This is a genomic window from Alteromonas sp. I10, assembly GCF_003201515.1.
Lineage (GTDB): Bacteria > Pseudomonadota > Gammaproteobacteria > Enterobacterales > Alteromonadaceae > Alteromonas > Alteromonas macleodii.
In genome coordinates this window covers 111,610-131,895 of the sequence record NZ_QJJN01000005.1, presented here as the reverse complement: position 1 = coordinate 131,895, position 20,286 = coordinate 111,610, and the positions used below count along the sequence as shown (strand labels likewise).

Here is a 20,286-nt window from a genome sequence, read left to right as displayed (position 1 = left end):
TCGTACCTGAGCTTGTCTAGTGAGGTTATCAAATATTGGAAGAAATGTTTGATAATTCTAGCGTGCTAAAACAAAAAAGGGCCTGAAAAGGCCCTTAGTATTATTGCTCTATCAACTTAGAAAGTATATCTAGCGCCAAGCGTGTAGCGAGGTCCGTACTGACGAGCAAATAAGAATTGCTCTTCGAATCGGCCGTAGCCACGCTCTGTTTCGTCGTTAATGTTTACGCCTTCTAGGAAGACAGTTAGGTGCTCATTTACATCATAGTTGATGCTGGCATCAACTTGACCAAAGGTGTCGAACTGAGTTGCTGGGTTATCTGAAGAACCTTGTGCTTGGCCAATACCCACAACATAGTCTGAGCGCCATGCATAGGTCACTTTTACAGAAAGGCCTTCTTTCTCATAAAACACTTGGAAGTTGGCCGAGTCACTGATACCTACTAGCGGGTCTTGCTCGTTCAGGTTGTAAGGATCGTATTCAACGTCACCGTCAACTAACGTTGCGTTGGCGCCGAAACCAAAACCAGTGTCGCCAAACGTGTGCTGTATAGCTAGCTCAATACCTTCAACCGTTTTTGAATCGCTGGAATTACCAGGCTGTGTGGTACGCCAGGTAATTAACGGGTCGTCCGCATTAGGGGTTACCACACCGTTTTCGTCAGCATAGCCGTTATCAATAAAGTAATTATAGATAGCGCTATCGGTGGCTTGCTCACCAGCTGCCGTTAATGCGGTCACGGCTTCGTTCCAGCGAGGGCCTTGATAGATGTCACGTAAACCTTCGAACTGCTGATCTTGACCTGTGGTTGTAATGTAGTTTTCAACCGACTTTCTGAATAAACCCACGGCAAGCATGCTCGACTCGTCGTAGTACCACTCAAATGAAAGGTCTAAGTTAGTTGATTCGAACGGTAGCAAGCTGGTGTTACCCGCCGATGCGGTTCTCGCGCCAATTTTAGGGCTTCCACTGAATGCCAAGCCACCTTGTAGCAAGCCAATCGGCGCTCTGGTAATTGATTTACCCCAAGAGAAACGCGCAACAATGTCATCCGTCACATCTACTTTTACGTCGAACATGGGTAATAAAATGTCATATTCGCCAGTAAAGTCTTGCACCTGTAGCTCGTCTTCAAACTGCGTGATCCACTCAGAAGCTGCGACCCAATTTACCTGCACAGGTACACGAACCTCCGCAGAGCTTGGCACTTCTGTTTCTTCGTAGCGTACACCAGCATTTATTTGCACGTAATAATTACCGACCTCGAAGTCCCACTCTGACTGAACATAAATAGAGTCGGTAATTTCCTCTACGTTACTGACAGAAGGCGCACCGCTGAAGTAAGGGTCGATAGAGTAAGCGTTACTCTCGCCAACGACATCACCAGTAATGAAAGCAAGTTGACGGGCAATGGCTTCGTCAAAATCATAGGTGTAATAGTAACCCGGATTCATGCCTGCGCCGCCACCGTCAAAGGCGTCTAGGAAGCCTGATGTGTCATTGCGAATAAACATGCTGTCTGGGAAAATTTCTGTGAAAGATGGACTAAAACCCGGGCCGCCGCGTAGTCCACTCCACGCTTCAAAACCCGTCAATGCTTGTTCTGTTCGGGCGTAACCAAAGTCAATTTTAACCAGTGGTATGTCGAAAGCTGAGTTATACCACGTGCCGTCAAGCTGCAGTTGCTCAATATCAGAGCGACCTGGTGAGTAAATGAATTGGCTGAAGTTAGAGTCAATTTCACTAGGTAAGATTTCATTCGTACCGTTGTTCCAGTTCACATAAACTTGTGGAATCTCGCCTGCTCTGTAGTCGTAAACTTTTGACTCAAGCTGGTTTGAGCCCAGTATAATTTGGCCAGAGCTACCCAAACCTTTGTCATAACCGTTATCAATCTCGTTGTAAGAATCGTGGTAATCCAGACGGAAATGCCAATCGTCAGACACTACCCAGTCTAGGTTTACACCAATTGAACGCGCGTCAACTCGCGTGGTTTCGCGACTGGCAGTAAACGAACCGTCGTCGCCACTAATATCGGCATAGACTGCTGTACCATTTTCGTCTAATTCGTACGCATTAATATTAGCGCCAAAGTTATTCCAAATACCCCATCCCACTGTGTTGGTGCCAGTAGTGGCGCGTGTTGCAGTGTAATCTATCGTTGCCGTAAAATCGTCAACTGGGCGAAATTGGAAAGTAACTTGGGCGTTTGAACGCTCACGCTGAACGTCAGTAATGCTGTAGTTCATGTCTTTAGGGAAGAACGCAGCGTCGGTAATATTGGTGCGGTTATCAACCACATTTTCAGGGTCTAAGTCAGGTAGTGCAGCGTTTTCTTGAAGCTGCCAGCCTTGAATATTTGCCGCTTGCTGCTGAAAGTCACGTTCTTGGTGAGAGAATGACAGACCAAATCCAAACATGTCATCGGCAAACGTGTTGCTGTAGACACCAGCAATTTCAGGGGTTACGTCATCACCCGCTTCGTTAGACGAGTCGTAAATACCTTTCACTGAAAACGTGGCATTTTGTCCTGATTGCGCCAACGGCTTCATGGTAATAATGTTTACCGTTGCACCTAGTCCTCCGCTGGGATTTTCTGCACGGGCGGTCTTCTGAAGCTCAAGCGTGTTTACACCTTCAGAAGAAAGGTTGGCTAAATTGAAGGAACGGGTAAAGCCCGTCCCCGGCATTTGTCTACCGTTCAGGGTAATTAGGTTGAACTCAGGACCAAAACCACGAACGGTAATTTCACTACCTTCACCGTTTGAACGACTAATACTTACACCTGTTATGCGTTGAAGTGCCTCAGCCAGGTTGGTATCAGGAAATTTACCTAGTTCTTCAGCGGATATGGCATCTACTACGCCGCTTGAGCTGCGTTTTAAATCCATAGAGCGGATCATACTGCCGCGAATACCGCTTACTTGAATAACTTCAACTTCGCCCTCTGCCGGTGTTACCGCTTCTGATTCTTGTGCGTAAGAGGGAAGAGCTAGGGTAGAGCCCATCAACAAAGCCATTGATGTGGCAAGCTGGGTCTTTTTAAATGGTGTGTTTTTCATAATTGCCCTACTAATTCTTATCAATTGGTCACTGCCGCTTTAAAGGCTAAAGCGGCATTTGCTTTGTTACTGTGCTGCTATTTCTACATTGTCGATGCGATAAACTGCACCTTCGCCTTGCCCCCATGCTGGGAACATCATGATGACGTTGATAGCGCTGATATCTAAGCCTGCGTCATATAGGGTTTGTAGTGGGAAAGTGTATGTTTGCCATTCACCTTCAACCGGATCAGCACCTTCCAAGCTGGCCGACATTGGAAGTTCAACAGCAGAAGAGACATTAATGGACTCTACTTTGAACAACCAAGGTGCAGAGGCGTCGTTAGGCATTGAGCTTACTTTCATTTCAAACTTAATCGCGCCATTTGAAAGTAGTGATGAAGCATCGAATGATACGGTTTCATCAGCTAAGAAACCCATCACCGTTGGTGTAGCGCCAATGCGAAATTCTGCTACTGTGCCGTGTTCCGCGTCGTCTACTTCTTCAGTTGGCGTTGAACCACCACAACAATCCCAGATTGACCATTGTTCAGCTGCTGTATCAGCAAAGAGCGTGATGCCCGCACCTGACGCATCTTCGCCGCTATCAGGGTGGTAAAATTTCACATTGTCTAAGCGATAAACCGCGCCTTCACCTGTGCCCCAAGCTGGGAAAACCATAATGACGTCGATAGCACTCACGTCCAAACCACGTGCCTGCAATTCTGAAATGGTAAATGTGTAGGTTTGCCATTCACCTTCCACAGGCTCCTGACCCTCAACGCTATCAGAGAGTGGCAATTCAACAGCAGTAGATGCGCCATTAGACTCGATTTTGAATATCCAAGATGCTTCGGCGTTACTAGGCGCACTCACTACGCGCATATCAAACTGCAATAAGCCACCGTCGGTAAGTGCTGTAGCATCGAATGGGGTGTCACCGCCGCCAGATTCTGGGCGCGTGATAAAGCCCATTACAGTCGGTTCTGCGCCAATTCGAAATTCTGCAGTTAGACCGTGTTCTTCGTTGTCCATTTCTTCAGTAGGGGTAGAGCCGCCACAGCAGTCCCACATAGGCCAGTTAGGGTTTTGCCCATCTTCGAAGATGACTAATTCTGGGTAGCTAGCTCCGCCTTCTTGCGAAATTTCTACGTTAGCCATGCGATAAACCGCGCCATTGCCGGTATCCCACGCAGGGAAAACCATGATGACATCGATAGCACTTGTATCTAAGCCTGCTGCTGCAAGCGCGCTAAGTGGAAATTCGTAAGACTCCCACACACCCTGTTCAGGCGCAGCACCAGCGGTGTCTGCGGGTCCTACATAGCCGTCCATCAGTGGAAGTTCTGCGGCAGTTGAACCTTCAGAACTTTCAATCTTAAATAGCCAATTAGTTGTCGCATTTGCAGGCAGCGATGTAACTTTCAGATCGAATTTAACACTGCCAGTTTCTTCCATTGGAGACGCATCAAACGGAGACGCTTCACCTTCTGGGTCGGTAATGAATTGAGCTCGACTGATAAAGCCCATTACCGTAGGTGTTTCATTAATAGCAAATTCGAAAACCTGTCCTTGCTCGGCATCTTCTACGAGTGCTGGTGTTGACCCACCACAGCAGTCCCACGCAGGCCAGTTTGGATTAGGTGTTCCGTCGAAAATAGTAAGGTTTTGTGCAACACCGGTTGACGGTGGTGAAGGGATAGGCGCCTCGCCTTCCACTAATGCATCGTCTAGTGAGTTGTAACCTGGGCGAACAGTTTCACAGCCCTTGCCGGTGTCTGGGTTCGATGCACATTCGTACACTCGAACATAATCGACCTCGTAAGTCTGACCTTCGGCAAACGCTTCAGCATCAATACCTGTTTCGTTTACGTTAGCTGGCCAGTCGCCACCTACTGCAAAGTTAAGGATAATGTAGAATTCTTGATCGAATGGCGCATTGTCCCAGTGAGTGGTTAGCTCACCTGTGCCTTGCTCAAAGTATTCCGCATACCAGCCGCGGTGAGAAAGTCCAGTTGCGTCACCGTTTGCGTTATAACGAACTTCTGAACGACGCTGCGTAGCGTAAAGGTAATCGTCCATGTACCAGCGAATTTCGCCTTCTTGCCATTCAACGGCGTAGGTGTGAAAGTCGTCTGCTGGATTCGCTCCATCAGGAAGCGAGTAGGCTTTGCCTGAGCTATCGTTATTTGGCCATTCTTGACCATAGTGAAGGGTGCCGTGAATATGACTTTCAGGATTGCCGTCAGCATCTAGTGCTTTAAGGTTTACGGCTTCCATGATGTCAATTTCGCCAGAACGAGGCCAGCCACCGTAAACCTCATCAGTAGGCATCATCCAAAACGCCGGCCAACTGCCTTGGCCCGAGGGTAATTTAGCACGCATTTCAATACGGCCGTATTTAAAGTCTGCTTTGTAGCGCGTGTTTAGACGGGCTGACGTGTAAGGCTTTTGCGCTCCTTCTTCCGCGGGTAGAGCAACAATTTTTAGGCTACCGTCAGACACAAATGAATTGTCTTCGCTGTCGGTATAACACTGAGATTCATTATTGCCGCCACCGTCGCAGTTTACTTCATGAGTCCAGTTGTCATCGTCAATACTGTTCCCATCGAACTCGTCGCTCCATACCAGCTCCCAGTCAGAAACGGGTGCCGCAGGATCAACAACGTCGATGTCTGTAGATGTGGTTGCTCCGCCTCCACAGCCAAATAGGGTTGCGACTGAGATCGCGGCAGCTATCCGCGAAAGTTGAGATGCTTTTTTCGTCATTGTTTTCAGCCCTGATCTAAAGAAATTGGGTTTTTATGTAGTGGCAAATGCCACGTAAAAAGCTTTTTGTAAGCGCTTACAATTTAGGTCAAATAAAAATGGCTGTTTGAAAGCGCTTACATTACATTAAGCGACTGACACATAAAGATCAATACTGTTCTCAAAAAATTAACATTTGGCTGTCGGTCTTATTTTTGTTGTTTTTCGTTTATTTTCAAATAAAACAATAATATAAGGTTGTATTACAGGGTGGGTTAAAATTTAAAGGTGCTTGTTTCACTGACTATTTACAAATTATCTAAGAGACTTGTTAATGATCTGTGCTCGATATTTTGTTCGCACCTGGGTACACATCACGTTAAGCTCAACGTACGATCTCATGTGAGTTGTTATTATGCATCACCACAATCACAGCACTACCGCCTCCAATCATCATAAAGGTCAGCATCACGGCCATCACCACGGTGCGCATGCTCAAGCGCTAGGCACAGATTCCACACGCATTGGATGGGCGTTCTGGCTAAATTTCATCTTTACTATTATTGAATTCATCGGGGGTTGGCTTACTAACAGTGTCGCCATAATGGCAGATGCTGTTCACGATTTAGGAGACTCTCTATCCATAGGTCTGGCGTGGTATTTAAGTAAGCTCGGGAATAAAGCATCTACCGAAAAGTATACGTATGGCTTCAAACGGCTGAGCCTTATGGGAGCTATGATCAACGGCGTTATCTTGGTGATTGGCTCAATTTGGGTGTTGTCTGAGGCCATCCCTCGTTTATCTAACCCCGAAATGCCCGTTACAGAGGGTATGATTGGATTAGCGATCCTAGGTATTGTCGTGAATGGATTTGCAGCTTATAAACTCCACGGCGGTCATTCGATGAATGAAAAGGTGCTTAACTGGCACTTAATTGAAGACACGATGGGGTGGGTAGCGGTACTGGTAGTAGCCATTGTGCTCCATTTTGTTGAATGGCCTATACTTGACCCAATTTTATCTATTGGTTTTACGCTATTTATTTTGGTCAATGTTGTTCGGTATGTTGTGCAGACCATGTCTTTGTTTCTACAGGGCGTACCTGACTTGGCTACAAGGAATGCTATTAGCAACACGCTTTTGAAAATCGAGCACGTTGAAGAAATTCACCATGTACATTTTTGGTCGCTTGACGGAGAGCAGCACGTGCTTACTGCACACGTGGTAATAAACTGTGCAATAGACAATGACAAACTGAGAGCACTCAAAAAGGAAGTTCACGAGCGTTTAGCCCCCTTTGAACTTGCTCATACCACGATAGAGTTTGAGTTGCCGGGTGAGCCATGTCGTGATGATAATGACCATTTACACGCCCACTCTCATGAACACCAGCACGAAGAGATAAATTAATACTATTATTTGGGCAAAGGCGTTTGTTTTGATTTTCAGGGACTAACAGCCTGTAGTTGTGCAAAAAAGAAGGGCGTTCACACGCCCCTTTCAACACACACGTTTTTTAATTTATAACGAGATTAAAACCTTGCTTTAAATGCTACGCCGTAATAGCGATCTGCATCGCGCGGTATTTGATAGCGGAAGTTGTCGCCGCTATATGTGGTCGCATAGCTTTCATCAAGCAAGTTCTTCGCAATCAAAGATACGCGGAAGGCATCGTCTTTGAATGAGAAGCTAACGCTTGCGTTAAGCATGCTGTAGTCTGGTAACAATGAGTGGGGATTGAATTCACCCGTGTTGCCTGGCAAGTCAGAGTACTGTTCATCGGTATAGATGTAAGACGCGTTGTAGTAAACGTCAAAACCATGCTCTGTTTCCATGAAGTACTCCGCTGACAGCGAGTATTTCATGTCAGGTGAGAATGGTACATCCAAGCCCGAACGGTCGGTACACTCTGCTTCTTCAGGACAATTAAATCTATCGATCTCAGCCTTGGTGTACGCAGCGCCACCGATTAGCGTTAGGTTGTCGGTTGCGTTCCACATAAAGTCTACTTCAACGCCTTGGGTCGTCACATCACCAGCATTGGTAAGGCGCGTAATACATGCGCCGTCAGAACAATCAAAGTTGTTTGCTTGGAAGCCTTCAATGTCGGTGCTAAATAGCGCGATATTTAAAAGTAGATCGCGACTTGCGTACTTATAGCCAATTTCGTAAGCGTCAGATTCTTCCGCACCAATAGGGCGTCCGTCATTCTCTGGATTGAAGTTATAGTAAACATTGAAACCAGGGCCTTTGTAGCCTTGGGAATAGGTTGCATAAACCATTTGATTTTGGTCGAGATCGTATTGAACACCAAGGCGGCCAGACAAATTGGTTTCATCTACCACACCTTCTGCATCGGTGTTCTCGGTCGCAGGGCGAACGCCCACACCGCGGCGTCCATATTCGTCGTTACTTATACGACGGTGAGTGTAAGACACTTCATCATCGGTATAGCGAAGACCGAAGATAAGGCGTAAGTCATCGCTTAAGTCGTAGGTGCCATCTCCGTAAACGGCCCAGTTATTAAACTCAGTGCTCATGAATGCCGTGGCAGACACAATGTCGTTGGCATTACATGTCACACCTAGCGAATTAGCGTAAGCGTCTAGGTCAGAAAGTGCGTCTGTCAGCGCATCTCCAGACAGGTTATTCTGCGCATAGAATGTCAGTGCTTGGTCAAGTTGAAGGTTATTGTTTTGGCAACTTGCATCACGAGTGAAGTTACGCTCTGAATCCATGTTCCAGTAGAACATACCAGCTAGGAAGTTAAATGGGCCTGCTAGGTTCGAGGCAACACGGAATTCTTGAGAAAACTGACTCCATTCTTGCTCACCTACGTCATGCAGCTGAAACGGCACTCCAAATACTGGCTGGTCGCTGTCGCCAGCAATAGACGTAAAATCACCTTCGCGGAATTCTGTATTTTCCCACGAGCGCTGGGCAGTGATCGACGTGAAGGTGTAGTCACCAATGGTTTTGTCCACTTGTACGGAGAAAGCCGAGTGGTCGTCAATAGTGCGAGATTCGAAGTCATGATCAATTTGACGCTGCTCTAAATCGATACCGTCGGCAATGGTCTCACTGTTTGGCGCTGCCTTTGAGTCGGGATTTCGACCGCTAGATACGCCTTCTAAATCAGCACAACAGTCGTCATCCGCGCTGTAAATTTCGCTAATGAACTTTACTTTTAAATCATTGGTTGGCTCGTAAACCACAACTGCACGGGCACCTTCACGGTCATAGCCGTTTACTTTTTCATTGTTGTAAACGTTGTCGATATAGCCGTCGAATTTACCTTGGAAGACGGTTAAGCTGGCTGAAAGGTCGTCGGTTAAACCACCACTTACTGTGCCTTTTAAACGGTATTCGTTATCTTGATAAAACTCGGTAGAAAGACTGCCTGTGAGCTCCTGAGAAGGATCTTTTGTGGTGATGTTTACCACACCAGCAGAGGCGTTCTTGCCAAATAAAGTACCCTGTGGACCACGTAATACCTCAATTCGATCTACATCGTACAAATCGGCAAACGCTTGACCAGAACGCCCTAATACAACGCCATCTACCACCGTGGCTACGCTTGGCTCTGCGGCGATACTAAATGAAATTGTTCCAATACCACGAACGGTTAAGGCTGAATTTCGAGTTGTAGTCCCTTTGCGGAAGCTCACAGAAGGCACAAGCGCTTGTAGATTTTCAACATTGTTAGCAAAGGCAGATTCTATTTGGTCACCGCGTAACACTGATACAGCAACGGGCACATCGCTGATGCTTTGAACACGCTTTTGCGATGTAACGACAATTTGTTCAAATGATTTATCATCTTTTGAGGCGTCGACTTGCTCTGTATCTGCCTCTTGCGCAAATGCATTGGTGTGAAGTAGCAATCCAGATGTCATAGCAAGGGTTACCGCCTTGCTGATGAGTGATCTCTTTGTATTCATGTTGTTCTCCAGGGTGTTTCGCTTATCACGCCCTCACTTACACCTTGCTACCTTTATTTGGATACAAAAGCATTTGAGCAAGTAATCGGCGTTTCGTTTTTTATTCTGGCTGCGTAGGGTACAGCGCTACGCGTATTATTCTTTCAGTAGCAAAATTCAATAGCGTTATAAATACGGTCTTCTATATAAAAGATATCTTGCATCTGATGTCTTATATAAGAGTAATTAAGTTAAACAATTGTTAAGCTGTTTGCAAACGTTATGTTAATTTTTTTGTGTTTTTTCTATACAAAAATGATGAAGGAGAGTTAGGCGTGCTGAGAAGCAAGGCGCTTCAAGCCTTGCTCATACTTTACTCGCCACCATTTCAGACTTATACCAATTGCCACGAAACATGTTGCCCACAAGCCGACTAGTGCAGGGACAAACGCGTTGCTTAGTCCATTCACAAAGCCTACAGGAGAGAACATCAGGTAAAGCGTTGCGATAAGGCCAACAAGCACGATGGCGCAGGGAATGGCATAGCGCCATGGCGTCATATTGACTTCAGCCTTTGCAGTGAAATGCCATGGAGTAGTCATTGGGTAGAGCCTGCCTATAGTCAACATAATAGCCAATTCAATAGCGAACAAAATGGCGTAGATATGGATAAAGTTAATATCGACTTCCCATACGAACTTAAGCAGTCCATAGGCAATTACGTGGAAGATAATCGCGACTTTTGCCGCCAGCGCAGGAACGCGTTTTGTAAATAGGCCAACAAGCACAATAGTGATAACGGGAATATTGTAAAAGCCGGTAAATATGCGAATGATTTGCCACAATCCTTCAGGGGCAAACATAAGCAGCGGCGCCGTGATAAAAGAGAGCACAGCAATAACAATACTGGTGATCTTGGCAACGCGAATAAGCTTTTCGTCGCTCACTTTGTCTTTCTTGAAGGGTTTGTATACGTCTAAGCAAAATAGGGTGGCAGCACTGTTAAGCAGTGAATTAAAAGAGCTAAACACCGCACCAAGCAATACTGCTAAAAAGAAACCCGACAAATACTGTGGGAGTACATCTTTAACTAAATGAGGGTAGGCAAGGTCGATAGTTTGAAGATTTTCGTCTTGATATAAGTGATAAGCAATCACGCCTGGTAACATCATCATAAAGGGCACAAGCACTTTAAAATAGCCAGAGAACAACACCCCTTTTTGGCCTTCAACCAGATTTTTAGCGCCTAAGGTTCGCTGAATTACGTATTGGTTAGTACCCCAGTAAAACAAATTGGCTAAAATCATACCCGTGAAAATAGTACCAAAAGGAACAGGGTCGTCGGGACCACCTATAGCATTGAGCTTTTCAGTTTCCGTTGTAGCAATAGTAGATAGACCTTGGCTAAAGCTGCCGTCGCCTAAGGCCACCAAGCCAAGAACGGGAACCAATAAACCCACAATTAAAAGGCCAACTCCATTAATCGTGTCTGATACGGCTACCGCTTTTAAACCACCGAAAATGGCATAGAGAGCGCCAATCGTACCGACTATGACGATGGTAAGTACCAGTCCCACCTCATAGCTTACGTTGAAAAGCCCGGGTACATCAAAAAGCCTAAGCACGGCAATAGAGCCAGAGTAAAGCACCGATGGAATGGTAACTAACGAATACCCCACCATAAACAAAACTACCGTCATTCTGCGAACGCTATCGTCGAAACGGTCGCGTAAAAACTCAGGTAGGGTGGAGAAAGCGCCCGCTAAGTAACGAGGCAAGAAAATAAGCGCCATAATAATGGTAGAAATACCAGCGGTAACTTCCCACGCCATGGCGCTTAAGTTATACCCAAAGGCAGAGCCATTTAATCCAATAAGCTGCTCTGCGGAAAGGTTGGTAAGGATCATGGACCCAGCAATAAAAGTGCCGGTCAACCCTCTTCCTGCAAGGAAGTAACCGTCTTGCGTGTTTACTTCCCCTTTTGTTTTCATGTAAGAAATAACGGCAACCAGTGCCATAAATGCCATGCATGACAATAGGGTAAGGGTGATATCCATGAACTGCTCCTATGCGCTACGCTGGCCAATGTGTGGTGTTCGACATATCCATATCGGTATGTTGAACATCTGGGCCTATTACAATGCGACTGCCTTTTTGGATGAACACCGCCACATCGTTAAGCGCAAGTATTTCTTCTCTGTATTGCTCACCCTGCACGACTTCTTCGGTACCAAAACGTATCCATTCACCTTTTGGTAAGTAGTATTTAATTTTTCCGCCGGGCACCACGCAAGGCACAACAAGTAGGTCATCACCGCACATAAATTGTTGTTCAAAACCATGCGAAAGCGGCTGTTCAGGGAAGGCTAAAGCCATGGCGCGCTGAACCGGAAGTCCTGTTTGTGATGCTTTTTCTGCGGTTTCCTTTAGGTATGGAATAAGTTTATATCTTAGCTTAAGGGCCTCAAATACTGCATTGGAAGCGGCATCGCCGTAGGACCAGGGTTCACGAGGGCCAATACCGTGCAATCGCATGTGGGCACTAAACACTGACGCTTGTGCCCATCTTACGTAAAGTTCTGCGTCTCGGGTGTCTTTGTAAAACCCGCCTATATCGGTAGCGAAAAACGGCCCGCCTGACATACCCCAGGACAAACTGCCACGAATACTTGCGGCTAGGCCATGCCAGTCGGCTTGCGGGTCACCGCCCCATTGTGATGGGTAGCGCTGACTTCCTGTCCAAGCTGAACGGCTAAATAGGAAAGGACCTGTCTTGCAGTAAGCGTCGGCAGCCTCGTACACACAGCGGTTGTAAAGCATACTGTAAACGTTATGTAGACGATTACCTGAATCACCGCTATACGACAGCATATTGTCGTCTTCCAACTGTTCGCCAAAGTCGGCCTTTATCATATCTACGCCAAGGTCAAATAAAGGTTTGTGCGAGGTTTTCCAAAACTCGTAAGCTTCAGGGTGGGTAAAGTCTAAAATACCTGAGTCTGGCAAAGGCGTAAGTACTTCGCCAAATGGGCTTAAGTCCCACGCATAGCGGTACGCTTCGCCAGTGCGTTTGTCCTTTATCAGCCAACCCTTTTCGGCCGCCTTTTTGTAAAGGGGGTTTTTCACTGAAATCATGGGGTATTCCCATACGCAAATCTTAAAGCCTAACGCTTTAAGTTCATCAATAACCGGTTGAGGATCGGCGTAGCGTTTAGGGTCCCACTCAAAAGCAAAGCGGGTATCTGTGTCTTGCCATGCGCGGCCATCAAGGGTAATAACATCGCAAGGCATATTCTTTTCGCGCACTTCGCGGGCAACCGCGAGTAGTTCGTCGGCGTCTTTATAATACGCTTTAGAAAGAATGACGCCTAAGCTCCAGGTCGGCGGCGTAGGGGCAAAGCCGGTGAGCTCGCTGTAGGCTTTAAGACTTTGCGCTGGCGAGTCTTGATGGAACAAGAACATGTCGAGTAGGTTATCTTCTACTAAGCACACGTAAGCTCGCTGTGACCAAAGTGCGTAGCCGACTCCATGGGTGACGGGGGCTGGAGTGTGCACAAACAAATTCCAGCCTTCAGGACTCCATGCGTAAGGTGTGTTTTTATAAGACTTTTCGGCGTTTACGCCTAAAGCGTCGTGGTTGTATGAGCGAATTAGCTGGCCGCGTTTATCAAGCTTGCCCCATTTCTCTCCAAGACCATAAACGGCTTCGTCGTAGCTAAGCTCTAAACTTACTAACCAACCTTTGTCGGTTTTAGCGAATGGCGGTAAGCGATGCTGACGTACAAAGTGGCCGTCGGTGGCGCTTTGCTGAACTAAAACGTCATTTTTATACAGCTTGAAATGAAGAGGTGCGGCAAAAACTTCTAATCGATAATCGCCTGCTGCCAGGGTGCTGTGAGACTGATCACCGGAAAGTACTAGCGATAGCCTCTCCGGCGCTTGAGTAAGCATACCAAAATCATCTGCTGCATTTACGTTACTTTGAATGCGTAAACCAAACTGACTAATACTTAGACTCAACTCACCATATTGGGTGGGGATAATAAGTGTCTTATCATCCGACAAAAAGGGCTGCTCAGTAATGTCAGCGGCTTTAATATCGTTCCATTCTGGCTCATTTACACAAAACGCGTTACTCATTTCTACATTACCCTTCATGTCTTATATAAGACATAAGTTAATGAAATGTAACTTGGGTGTCAATCTGCAATTAGAAAATTATGAAGATTTAGATCCGCGTTCACTATCAAGCCGTCTTATATACTGATATTTTGGACAATAAGGGTTACGCCACTTAATGCAAGCATGGTTAAGGCTAACAGTCGAACAGCGGCAGCGGATACGCGAGCAGCGAGAATTCGTCCTAATCGCGTGAAAATTAAAATGACGGGAATGGCAAAAACAGCAGACAGAAACACTTCTGTTGAAGGCAAAGTACCAAACGGTATTATGGCGAGGCGTATAAGTGAGGTAACACTAAATACGGCCAGCAGCGTTATCCTGATTTCATTAATTGGCCAGGTTTGTCGATAACACTGAAATACCACAGGTGGGCCAAAGGTAGAAAAAAGACCACCTAGCAATCCACCTAGAGCGCCAGCGATAGAAAAACCGTATGCGCGACCAGATGGCTGTGTCCGCTTTCTTTTTATTAATAAAAGGCCACAGCAGCTGAGAATAGCCAAGCCAAGCAGTAAATTGAGCCAAGTTGCCATCCCAACGGACAGGTATTCCAACAATGCGTAGCCTACCGCCATAAAGGGTATACCGCTAACCAGTATAATAGTGAAAGCACGTCTATTTATTTGCTCCGTGTTTTTCACTACTAAGCTGATGGAATTGAAAAGACTTAGAAAACTCACCATAAAGGTGGTCGCCGTAAGCGGCAAGATACCGAATAACGTAAAGCTTGATACCACCATAAGGCCAAAACCAAACCCGCTTAAGGTCTGTAGCAGTGTCGCAAGCCCTAATAGCGCAAACATGGGAAGCAGTGTTTCCAAAAGCATCACGTGTAATTCCTGCAATGTATGTGATTTATATCAAAAGTGCGCTATAACTCTTGTGTATGATATAACAACAAAAATTAAGCGTTTAGGTTAGGGTTCATGTCTTCATCTCAATTCGATCACAAACTCAGCGGTCCAAGTCTTGCCTTTCAGCCGCTGTATCAACAAGTCGCTGAATACATTAAGCAGCTTATTGTCGAGCGCCGTTGGCAACCAGGCGAGATGCTACCTAGTGAGTTTAAGCTTGCTGACGAATTCAATGTTAGCCAAGGAACCGTTCGCAAAGCGCTAACATTGCTGACAGATACCAAAATTGTAACCCGTCGTCAGGGGGTCGGTACATTTGTTTCTGAGCATACGGCACAAGATGCGCTGTTTCGTTTCTTTCCGTTACAAGCTGACGGAAAAGGTGCTGACCTACCCAAAGCTGAACTGTTAAGTAAAGAGCTGGTCGAGCCAATTGAAAGTGTCCAAACTGCACTATCAATTACCGCTAAAGACAAAGTAGTGAAGCTTAAGCGTAGGCGAATTCTCGATAACGAATTTTGTATGCTTGAAACTATTTATTTACCGTCTAAGCGATTTCCTGACATCGAGAAGCGAGAAGATATTCCGCATACTCTGTATCATTTTTATCAAACGGACTACAACCAAACTGTATTTAAGACCCGTGACAGCATTAAAGCGGTTTTGGCCTCAAAAAGTGAGGCAAAAAGCTTAGGTATCGAAAAAGGAATGCCGTTACTTATGGTTACGCGCGTCACTGAGTCTATTGACGGTAAACTCATTGAATATCGTGAAAGCAAATGTAGAACTGACCACTACCATTACCAAGTTGAACTTGATTAATCCTTTGCTATCAACGCCAAACTGTTCAACCACAACGTTTTAAACGTCCGTTCCTATCAAATTGTTTCTTACCGACTCTCGAACACCTAGCATAACAAGGTAACGCTTTACCTTGTTATGCCACCGCTAGACATTTCTTTTTATTGCACTCCAAACTTTTCATTAAGTTTGTTAACACTTTGTTGACATCTGTATATCTGTGTAATAACTTATGTCTTATACAAGACTAAAGTTTGAAGCTAAAGTTATACAAGAGCATACTGCAAAAGTAAACCGCGGCTTTTTATCTTTGCAGTACGTTTAAGAGAAAGTCCGTACTAGCTTAAAGCAACGAATTTTAAGGTGAATGAAACAATGAATAAGATACCAGAGGTAGGTTTTGGTTTTTGGAAGGTCGATACTGCCATATGTGCGGAAACCACGTACCAAGCGATTAAGGCTGGCTATCGACACTTAGATTGTGCCGCTGATTACGGCAATGAAAAGGAAGTGGGTGAAGGCATTAAGCGAGCGATTGATGAAGGCTTGTGCACCAGAGAAGAGCTTTGGGTTACTTCTAAACTATGGAATACCTTTCACGCCCCTGAGCACGTGGGTCTTGCTTTAGAAAAAACCTTGTCAGACTTACAGTTAGATTATGTAGACTTATACCTGATCCATTTCCCGATAGCGCAGAAATTTGTGCCTATCGAGACCCGTTATCCACCAGAATGGTTTTACGAACCTGATGTTGCCGAGCCTAAAATGGAACTCGCGCCTGTACCTTTGCATAAGACATGGGAGGCAATGGAGTCGCTTGCCGATAGCGGAAAAGCAAAACAAATTGGTGTGTGTAATTACAACACCGGTTTGCTTAACGACCTGATGAGCTATGCGCGTATTAAGCCAGCCATGCTGCAAATTGAATCTCACCCGTACCTTACGCAAGAGCGACTAATTCGTTTGGCAAAAGACTATGGACTGGAGGTGACGGCTTTCTCTCCGCTAGGTGCCTTATCTTATCTAGAGCTTGAAATGGCTGATCAGACGGAATCAGTGCTTGAGCAAAGCGTAGTAAAAGCCGCGGCAGAAGCCCATGGTAAAACGCCCGCGCAGGTTGTCTTGCGTTGGGGAATTCAGCGCGGTAACGCCATCATTCCAAAAACGTCAAAAGTTGAGCGTATGAAAGAAAACCTCGCACTTTTTGACTTCTCACTCAGCGACAGTGAAATGCAGGCAATATCTGCATTGAACGTAAATCGCAGATTTAACGATCCAGGGCACTTCTGCGAAGCTGCCTTTAACCGTTTCCACCCTATTTACGACTAGGAGTTAGCTATGAAAAACGTCAATGACAGCTCTGCGGTAGCCTACGCAAGTGTACCTACTCAGCACAATTATAACGGCGGTGTGTTCCCTGAAATAGTCGTGAACAACGAGGGTTGTACAACGGTAGAAGAGACCGTTGCATTTGTAAAAGCAAATCAATCAGAGCTTGAAGCAAAACTTGCAAAGTCGGGAGCACTACTTTTCCGAGGGTTTCCAATTGATTCCGCAGAGACCTTTGACGTTTTCTCAGCAGGCTTCGGCTATCCTAACTTTACCTATCAGGAGTCGTTGTCTAATGCCGTGCGTATTAACTTTACTGAGCGCGTATTCACAGCAAATGAAGCGCCGAAAGACGTAGAAATTTTTCTACATCATGAAATGGCGCAGACGCCTATTTCACCTAGCAAGCTGTTTTTCTTTTGTAAGACTGCAGCGGATGAGGGGGGAGCAACGCCTTTATGTCGCTCCGACAAATTGTTTGAAGCATTGAAGGAAGAAAATCCTGCGCTTGCTAAAGACTTTAAAGAGAAAGGCCTTAAATATACGACTACTATGCCAGCAGCCAATGATGCCAACTCTGGCCAAGGAAGAAGCTGGAAAAGCACGCTAAGCGTTGAGTCATTAGAAGAGGCAGAAGCTAAATTAAAAGAGTTAGGATACACCTGGCAATGGTTGGAGGATGGTAGTCTAAGAGCCATTACGCCTGTCTTACCTGCGGTTATCGAACTTAGTGATGGCTCAGAAGTGTTCTATAACCAGCTAATAGCTGCGTATATGGGATGGAAAGGCGTAAGGGAAAAACCGTCGTCGGCAATTACTTTTGGCGATGGAAGTGCAATTCCTAAAGCCGGTTTAGAGCGCGTTGCAGAACTGTCTGAAACTTACACCTTTGACTTAGAGTGGCAAGATGGTGACGTGGCTATTGTTGACAATTACCGTGCAATGCATGGCCGCCGCCCTTATTCTGGCGAGCGAAAGCGCGTAGTGCTTGTTGCGCTTGTGGCCTCAGAGCGATAAAAGAAAATGAACGATATAGCAGTAAAATGTAAAAATATTTGGCCCGGGCTGGGAATTGCAACCATTACCGGTATGGCGGCGCTCTTTTTGAGTGAGCATTACAATGCCCCTGCTATGTTGTTCGCATTACTTTTGGGTATGGCCGTATCGTTTTTGTATCAGAACGATACGCCCTGTGGGTGTGGTATCGATTTCACGGCAAGTACTCTTCTTCGCGCTGGAGTTGTTCTGCTTGGTCTACGCATTGCGCTAGGTGACTTAGCGGTACTTGGGTGGCAGACCGCTCTTATGCTGGCCGCTGCCATACTCACAACAATTATTGTCGGAGTGGGTCTCGCCAAATTACTCGGGTTACAAAAGCGTTTTGGTGCATTAACGGGAGGCTCAGTAGCCATTTGTGGTGCGTCTGCGGCTCTCGCCATTTCCACCATTCTTCCCAAGGGAGAAAACCACGAAAGAGACACGTTGCTGACGGTTATTGGCGTAACCGCTATGTCGACCATCGCCATGGTGCTCTACCCAATTGTGGCGGCGCAGTTGGGCATGAATGATACGGAAGCTGGCATTTTCTTAGGCGGCACTATTCACGATGTGGCGCAAGTTGTGGGGGCAGGTTACTCGGTGTCTGACAGTGCAGGCGACATGGCGACACTGACCAAGCTGGTACGAGTAGCCATGCTAATGCCAGTGGTACTCATTATGATGATTGCCATTAAACACTTTTACAAAGCCAAAAGTCAGGCTGACGGGGCGCAAGTGCCTAAAATGCCGATGTTTCTAGTTGGCTTTATTGTACTTATGTTACTCAACAGCTTTGTAACCCTACCCGAAGTAGTTATTGAAACGGGGACCCAGATATCACGCTTCTTCTTAGTCGTTTCAATTACGGCAATCGGTATGAAGTCTAACCTTGGTAAGTTAGCCGAAGTCGGTATGCTGCCAATTGTGATGATTGTGGCAGAAACGCTGTGGATTGCACTGCTTATATTGGGCTATTTGTTCGCAATATAGTGGGATTTTTTGCGCGATTTATCACAATCATTCTTAATGCACTCTTAATACACAAAGCACTCAATGACGAGGTGGTAGCAGTGAAAAAACATGGCCTTCACGAACTGTACGCTAAGGACCCTGTAAAGGCCGACGAACAGGTTTTTCAGCGAACTAGCAACGCGCTGACTCGGCGTGGTTTTATCAAAGGTCTGAAGTCTCTGTCTTTGCTACTTGGTGCTGAAGTCGTTTACGGTCAGTTCATGCCAGCAGGACTTATTCCCGCTGCATTTGCTCAGTCGAACACGCCTTTTTCTATCGAGGGAAAAGACGGGCTAACAATACTTAACGACCGGCCAATTAACGCTGAAACGCCAGCGCACTTACTTGATGATGCGGTTACGCCTGCCTCTCGATTTTTCGTAAGGAATAATGGTATTCCCCCGCAAAAGCCAGACGCGAGTACGTGGACGCTTACTATTGAAGGGGAGTCGGCCGAGCAGTCAAAAACCTTCACGTTGGAAGAGCTCAAAACCCAATTCAAACATTACACCTACCAACTAACGCTGGAATGCGGCGGTAATGGACGTGCCGAGTTCTCGCCAGCAGCGACGGGGAACCAATGGACTACCGGAGCTGTGGGATGCCCTAAATGGACAGGTGTAAGGCTTAAAGATGTACTCACGTCAGTGGGCGTAAAAGATAGCGCTGTTTACATTGGCTATTATGGTGATGACCAGCATTTAAGCCGTACACCGGGCAAAGCGGCTATTTCTCGCGGGGTGCCGATAAACAAAGCGATGGAAGATGAGTCGTTGATTGCATGGGCAATGAATGATGAACCTCTGCCTTTAATGAATGGCTATCCGCTCCGACTGGTTTTTGGTGGTTGGCCAGCGTCTACGTCTGGTAAGTGGCTTAAGAAGATAGTGGTCAGAGACCGCGTGCATGACGGTGCAAAAATGCTGGGCAAAGCGTACCGACTCCCTTGTAAACCCGTTGCTCCGGGGGCGAAAGTAGCCGATGAAGATATGTGTATCATTGAAGCTATGCCTATTAAGTCACTCATTACTTTTCCACAATCGGGCACTGATCATCCTTTGGCCAAGAAACTAAGCGTGCGCGGTCATGCATGGAGTGGCGAGGGTAAAGTGGCTGAAGTGTACACATCTATTGATTTCGGACAAACGTGGCAAATAGCAGAGCTCACGCTTCCCGTAAATAGACATGCATGGCAGCAATTCACTACAAAAATAGCCTTTCCTCAACAAGGTTATTTCGAAATATGGGCCAAAGCCGTAGATGAAAATGGAAAAGCACAACCTATGGTATTGCCGGGCTGGAATCCAAAAGGCTACTTAAACAATGCCTGCCATCGCATTGCTGTGCGGGTTGTGTAAAAC

Annotated in this window: 12 protein-coding genes; 6 read left to right on the top strand and 6 right to left on the bottom strand. The window is 46.2% G+C overall.

Going from position 1 to position 20,286, the window contains the following annotated elements; translation table 11 throughout:
- Positions 1-116: 116 nt before the first annotated feature.
- Together BZA03_RS11605 and BZA03_RS11600 are read right to left on the bottom strand one after the other, a co-directional pair.
- Entirely contained in the window at positions 117-3,062 is a 2,946-nt protein-coding gene (locus BZA03_RS11605) for a TonB-dependent receptor (RefSeq protein ID WP_110288859.1), read from the bottom strand.
- Positions 3,063-3,128: 66 nt separating this feature from the next.
- Complete coding sequence (locus BZA03_RS11600; protein WP_039229199.1) at positions 3,129-5,810, bottom strand: family 16 glycosylhydrolase; 2,682 nt, start codon at positions 5,808-5,810, stop codon at positions 3,129-3,131.
- Between the two features lie 394 nt (positions 5,811-6,204).
- Between BZA03_RS11600 and BZA03_RS11595 the strand changes: the two genes are divergently transcribed.
- Entirely contained in the window at positions 6,205-7,200 is a 996-nt protein-coding gene (locus tag BZA03_RS11595) for a cation diffusion facilitator family transporter (protein ID WP_110288858.1), read from the top strand.
- Positions 7,201-7,322: 122 nt separating this feature from the next.
- On the opposite strand, the gene BZA03_RS11590 is transcribed toward BZA03_RS11595, so the two are convergent.
- From BZA03_RS11590 to BZA03_RS11575, 4 genes are all read right to left on the bottom strand, one after another.
- The gene (locus BZA03_RS11590; RefSeq protein WP_014951136.1) at positions 7,323-9,731 is read right to left on the bottom strand and encodes a TonB-dependent receptor; all 2,409 of its coding nucleotides are present in this window, start codon (positions 9,729-9,731) and stop codon (positions 7,323-7,325) included.
- Positions 9,732-10,039: 308 nt separating this feature from the next.
- Complete coding sequence (locus BZA03_RS11585) at positions 10,040-11,767, bottom strand: solute:sodium symporter family transporter (protein ID WP_014951135.1); 1,728 nt, start codon at positions 11,765-11,767, stop codon at positions 10,040-10,042.
- A gap of 16 nt (positions 11,768-11,783) precedes the next feature.
- On the bottom strand, positions 11,784-13,850 hold the full coding sequence (locus tag BZA03_RS11580; protein ID WP_110288857.1) for an alpha-xylosidase: 2,067 nt from the start codon (positions 13,848-13,850) through the stop codon (positions 11,784-11,786).
- Positions 13,851-13,966: 116 nt separating this feature from the next.
- Complete coding sequence (locus tag BZA03_RS11575; protein ID WP_014951133.1) at positions 13,967-14,719, bottom strand: TSUP family transporter; 753 nt, start codon at positions 14,717-14,719, stop codon at positions 13,967-13,969.
- Positions 14,720-14,818: 99 nt separating this feature from the next.
- Here BZA03_RS11575 and BZA03_RS11570 point away from each other — a divergent pair, with 99 nt between their 5' ends.
- The 5 genes from BZA03_RS11570 to BZA03_RS11550 all read left to right on the top strand — a co-directional run bounded on the left by BZA03_RS11570 (position 14,819) and on the right by BZA03_RS11550 (position 20,283).
- Entirely contained in the window at positions 14,819-15,568 is a 750-nt protein-coding gene (locus BZA03_RS11570; protein WP_014977676.1) for a GntR family transcriptional regulator, read from the top strand.
- Positions 15,569-15,922: 354 nt separating this feature from the next.
- Positions 15,923-16,876 (top strand): aldo/keto reductase, encoded by a 954-nt coding sequence (locus BZA03_RS11565; RefSeq protein WP_014951131.1) that lies wholly within the window; start codon positions 15,923-15,925, stop codon positions 16,874-16,876.
- A gap of 9 nt (positions 16,877-16,885) precedes the next feature.
- Complete coding sequence (locus tag BZA03_RS11560) at positions 16,886-17,893, top strand: TauD/TfdA family dioxygenase (protein ID WP_181417294.1); 1,008 nt, start codon at positions 16,886-16,888, stop codon at positions 17,891-17,893.
- A 6-nt stretch (positions 17,894-17,899) separates the two neighbouring features.
- A complete protein-coding gene (locus tag BZA03_RS11555) occupies positions 17,900-18,904 on the top strand; it encodes a YeiH family protein (RefSeq protein ID WP_110288856.1) in 1,005 nt (334 codons plus the stop codon).
- Positions 18,904-20,283, top strand: a complete 1,380-nt coding sequence (locus BZA03_RS11550; RefSeq protein WP_110288855.1) for a sulfite oxidase — start codon at positions 18,904-18,906, stop codon at positions 20,281-20,283. The genes BZA03_RS11555 and BZA03_RS11550 overlap by 1 nt, the downstream gene beginning before the upstream one ends.
- Positions 20,284-20,286: the final 3 nt, after the last annotated feature.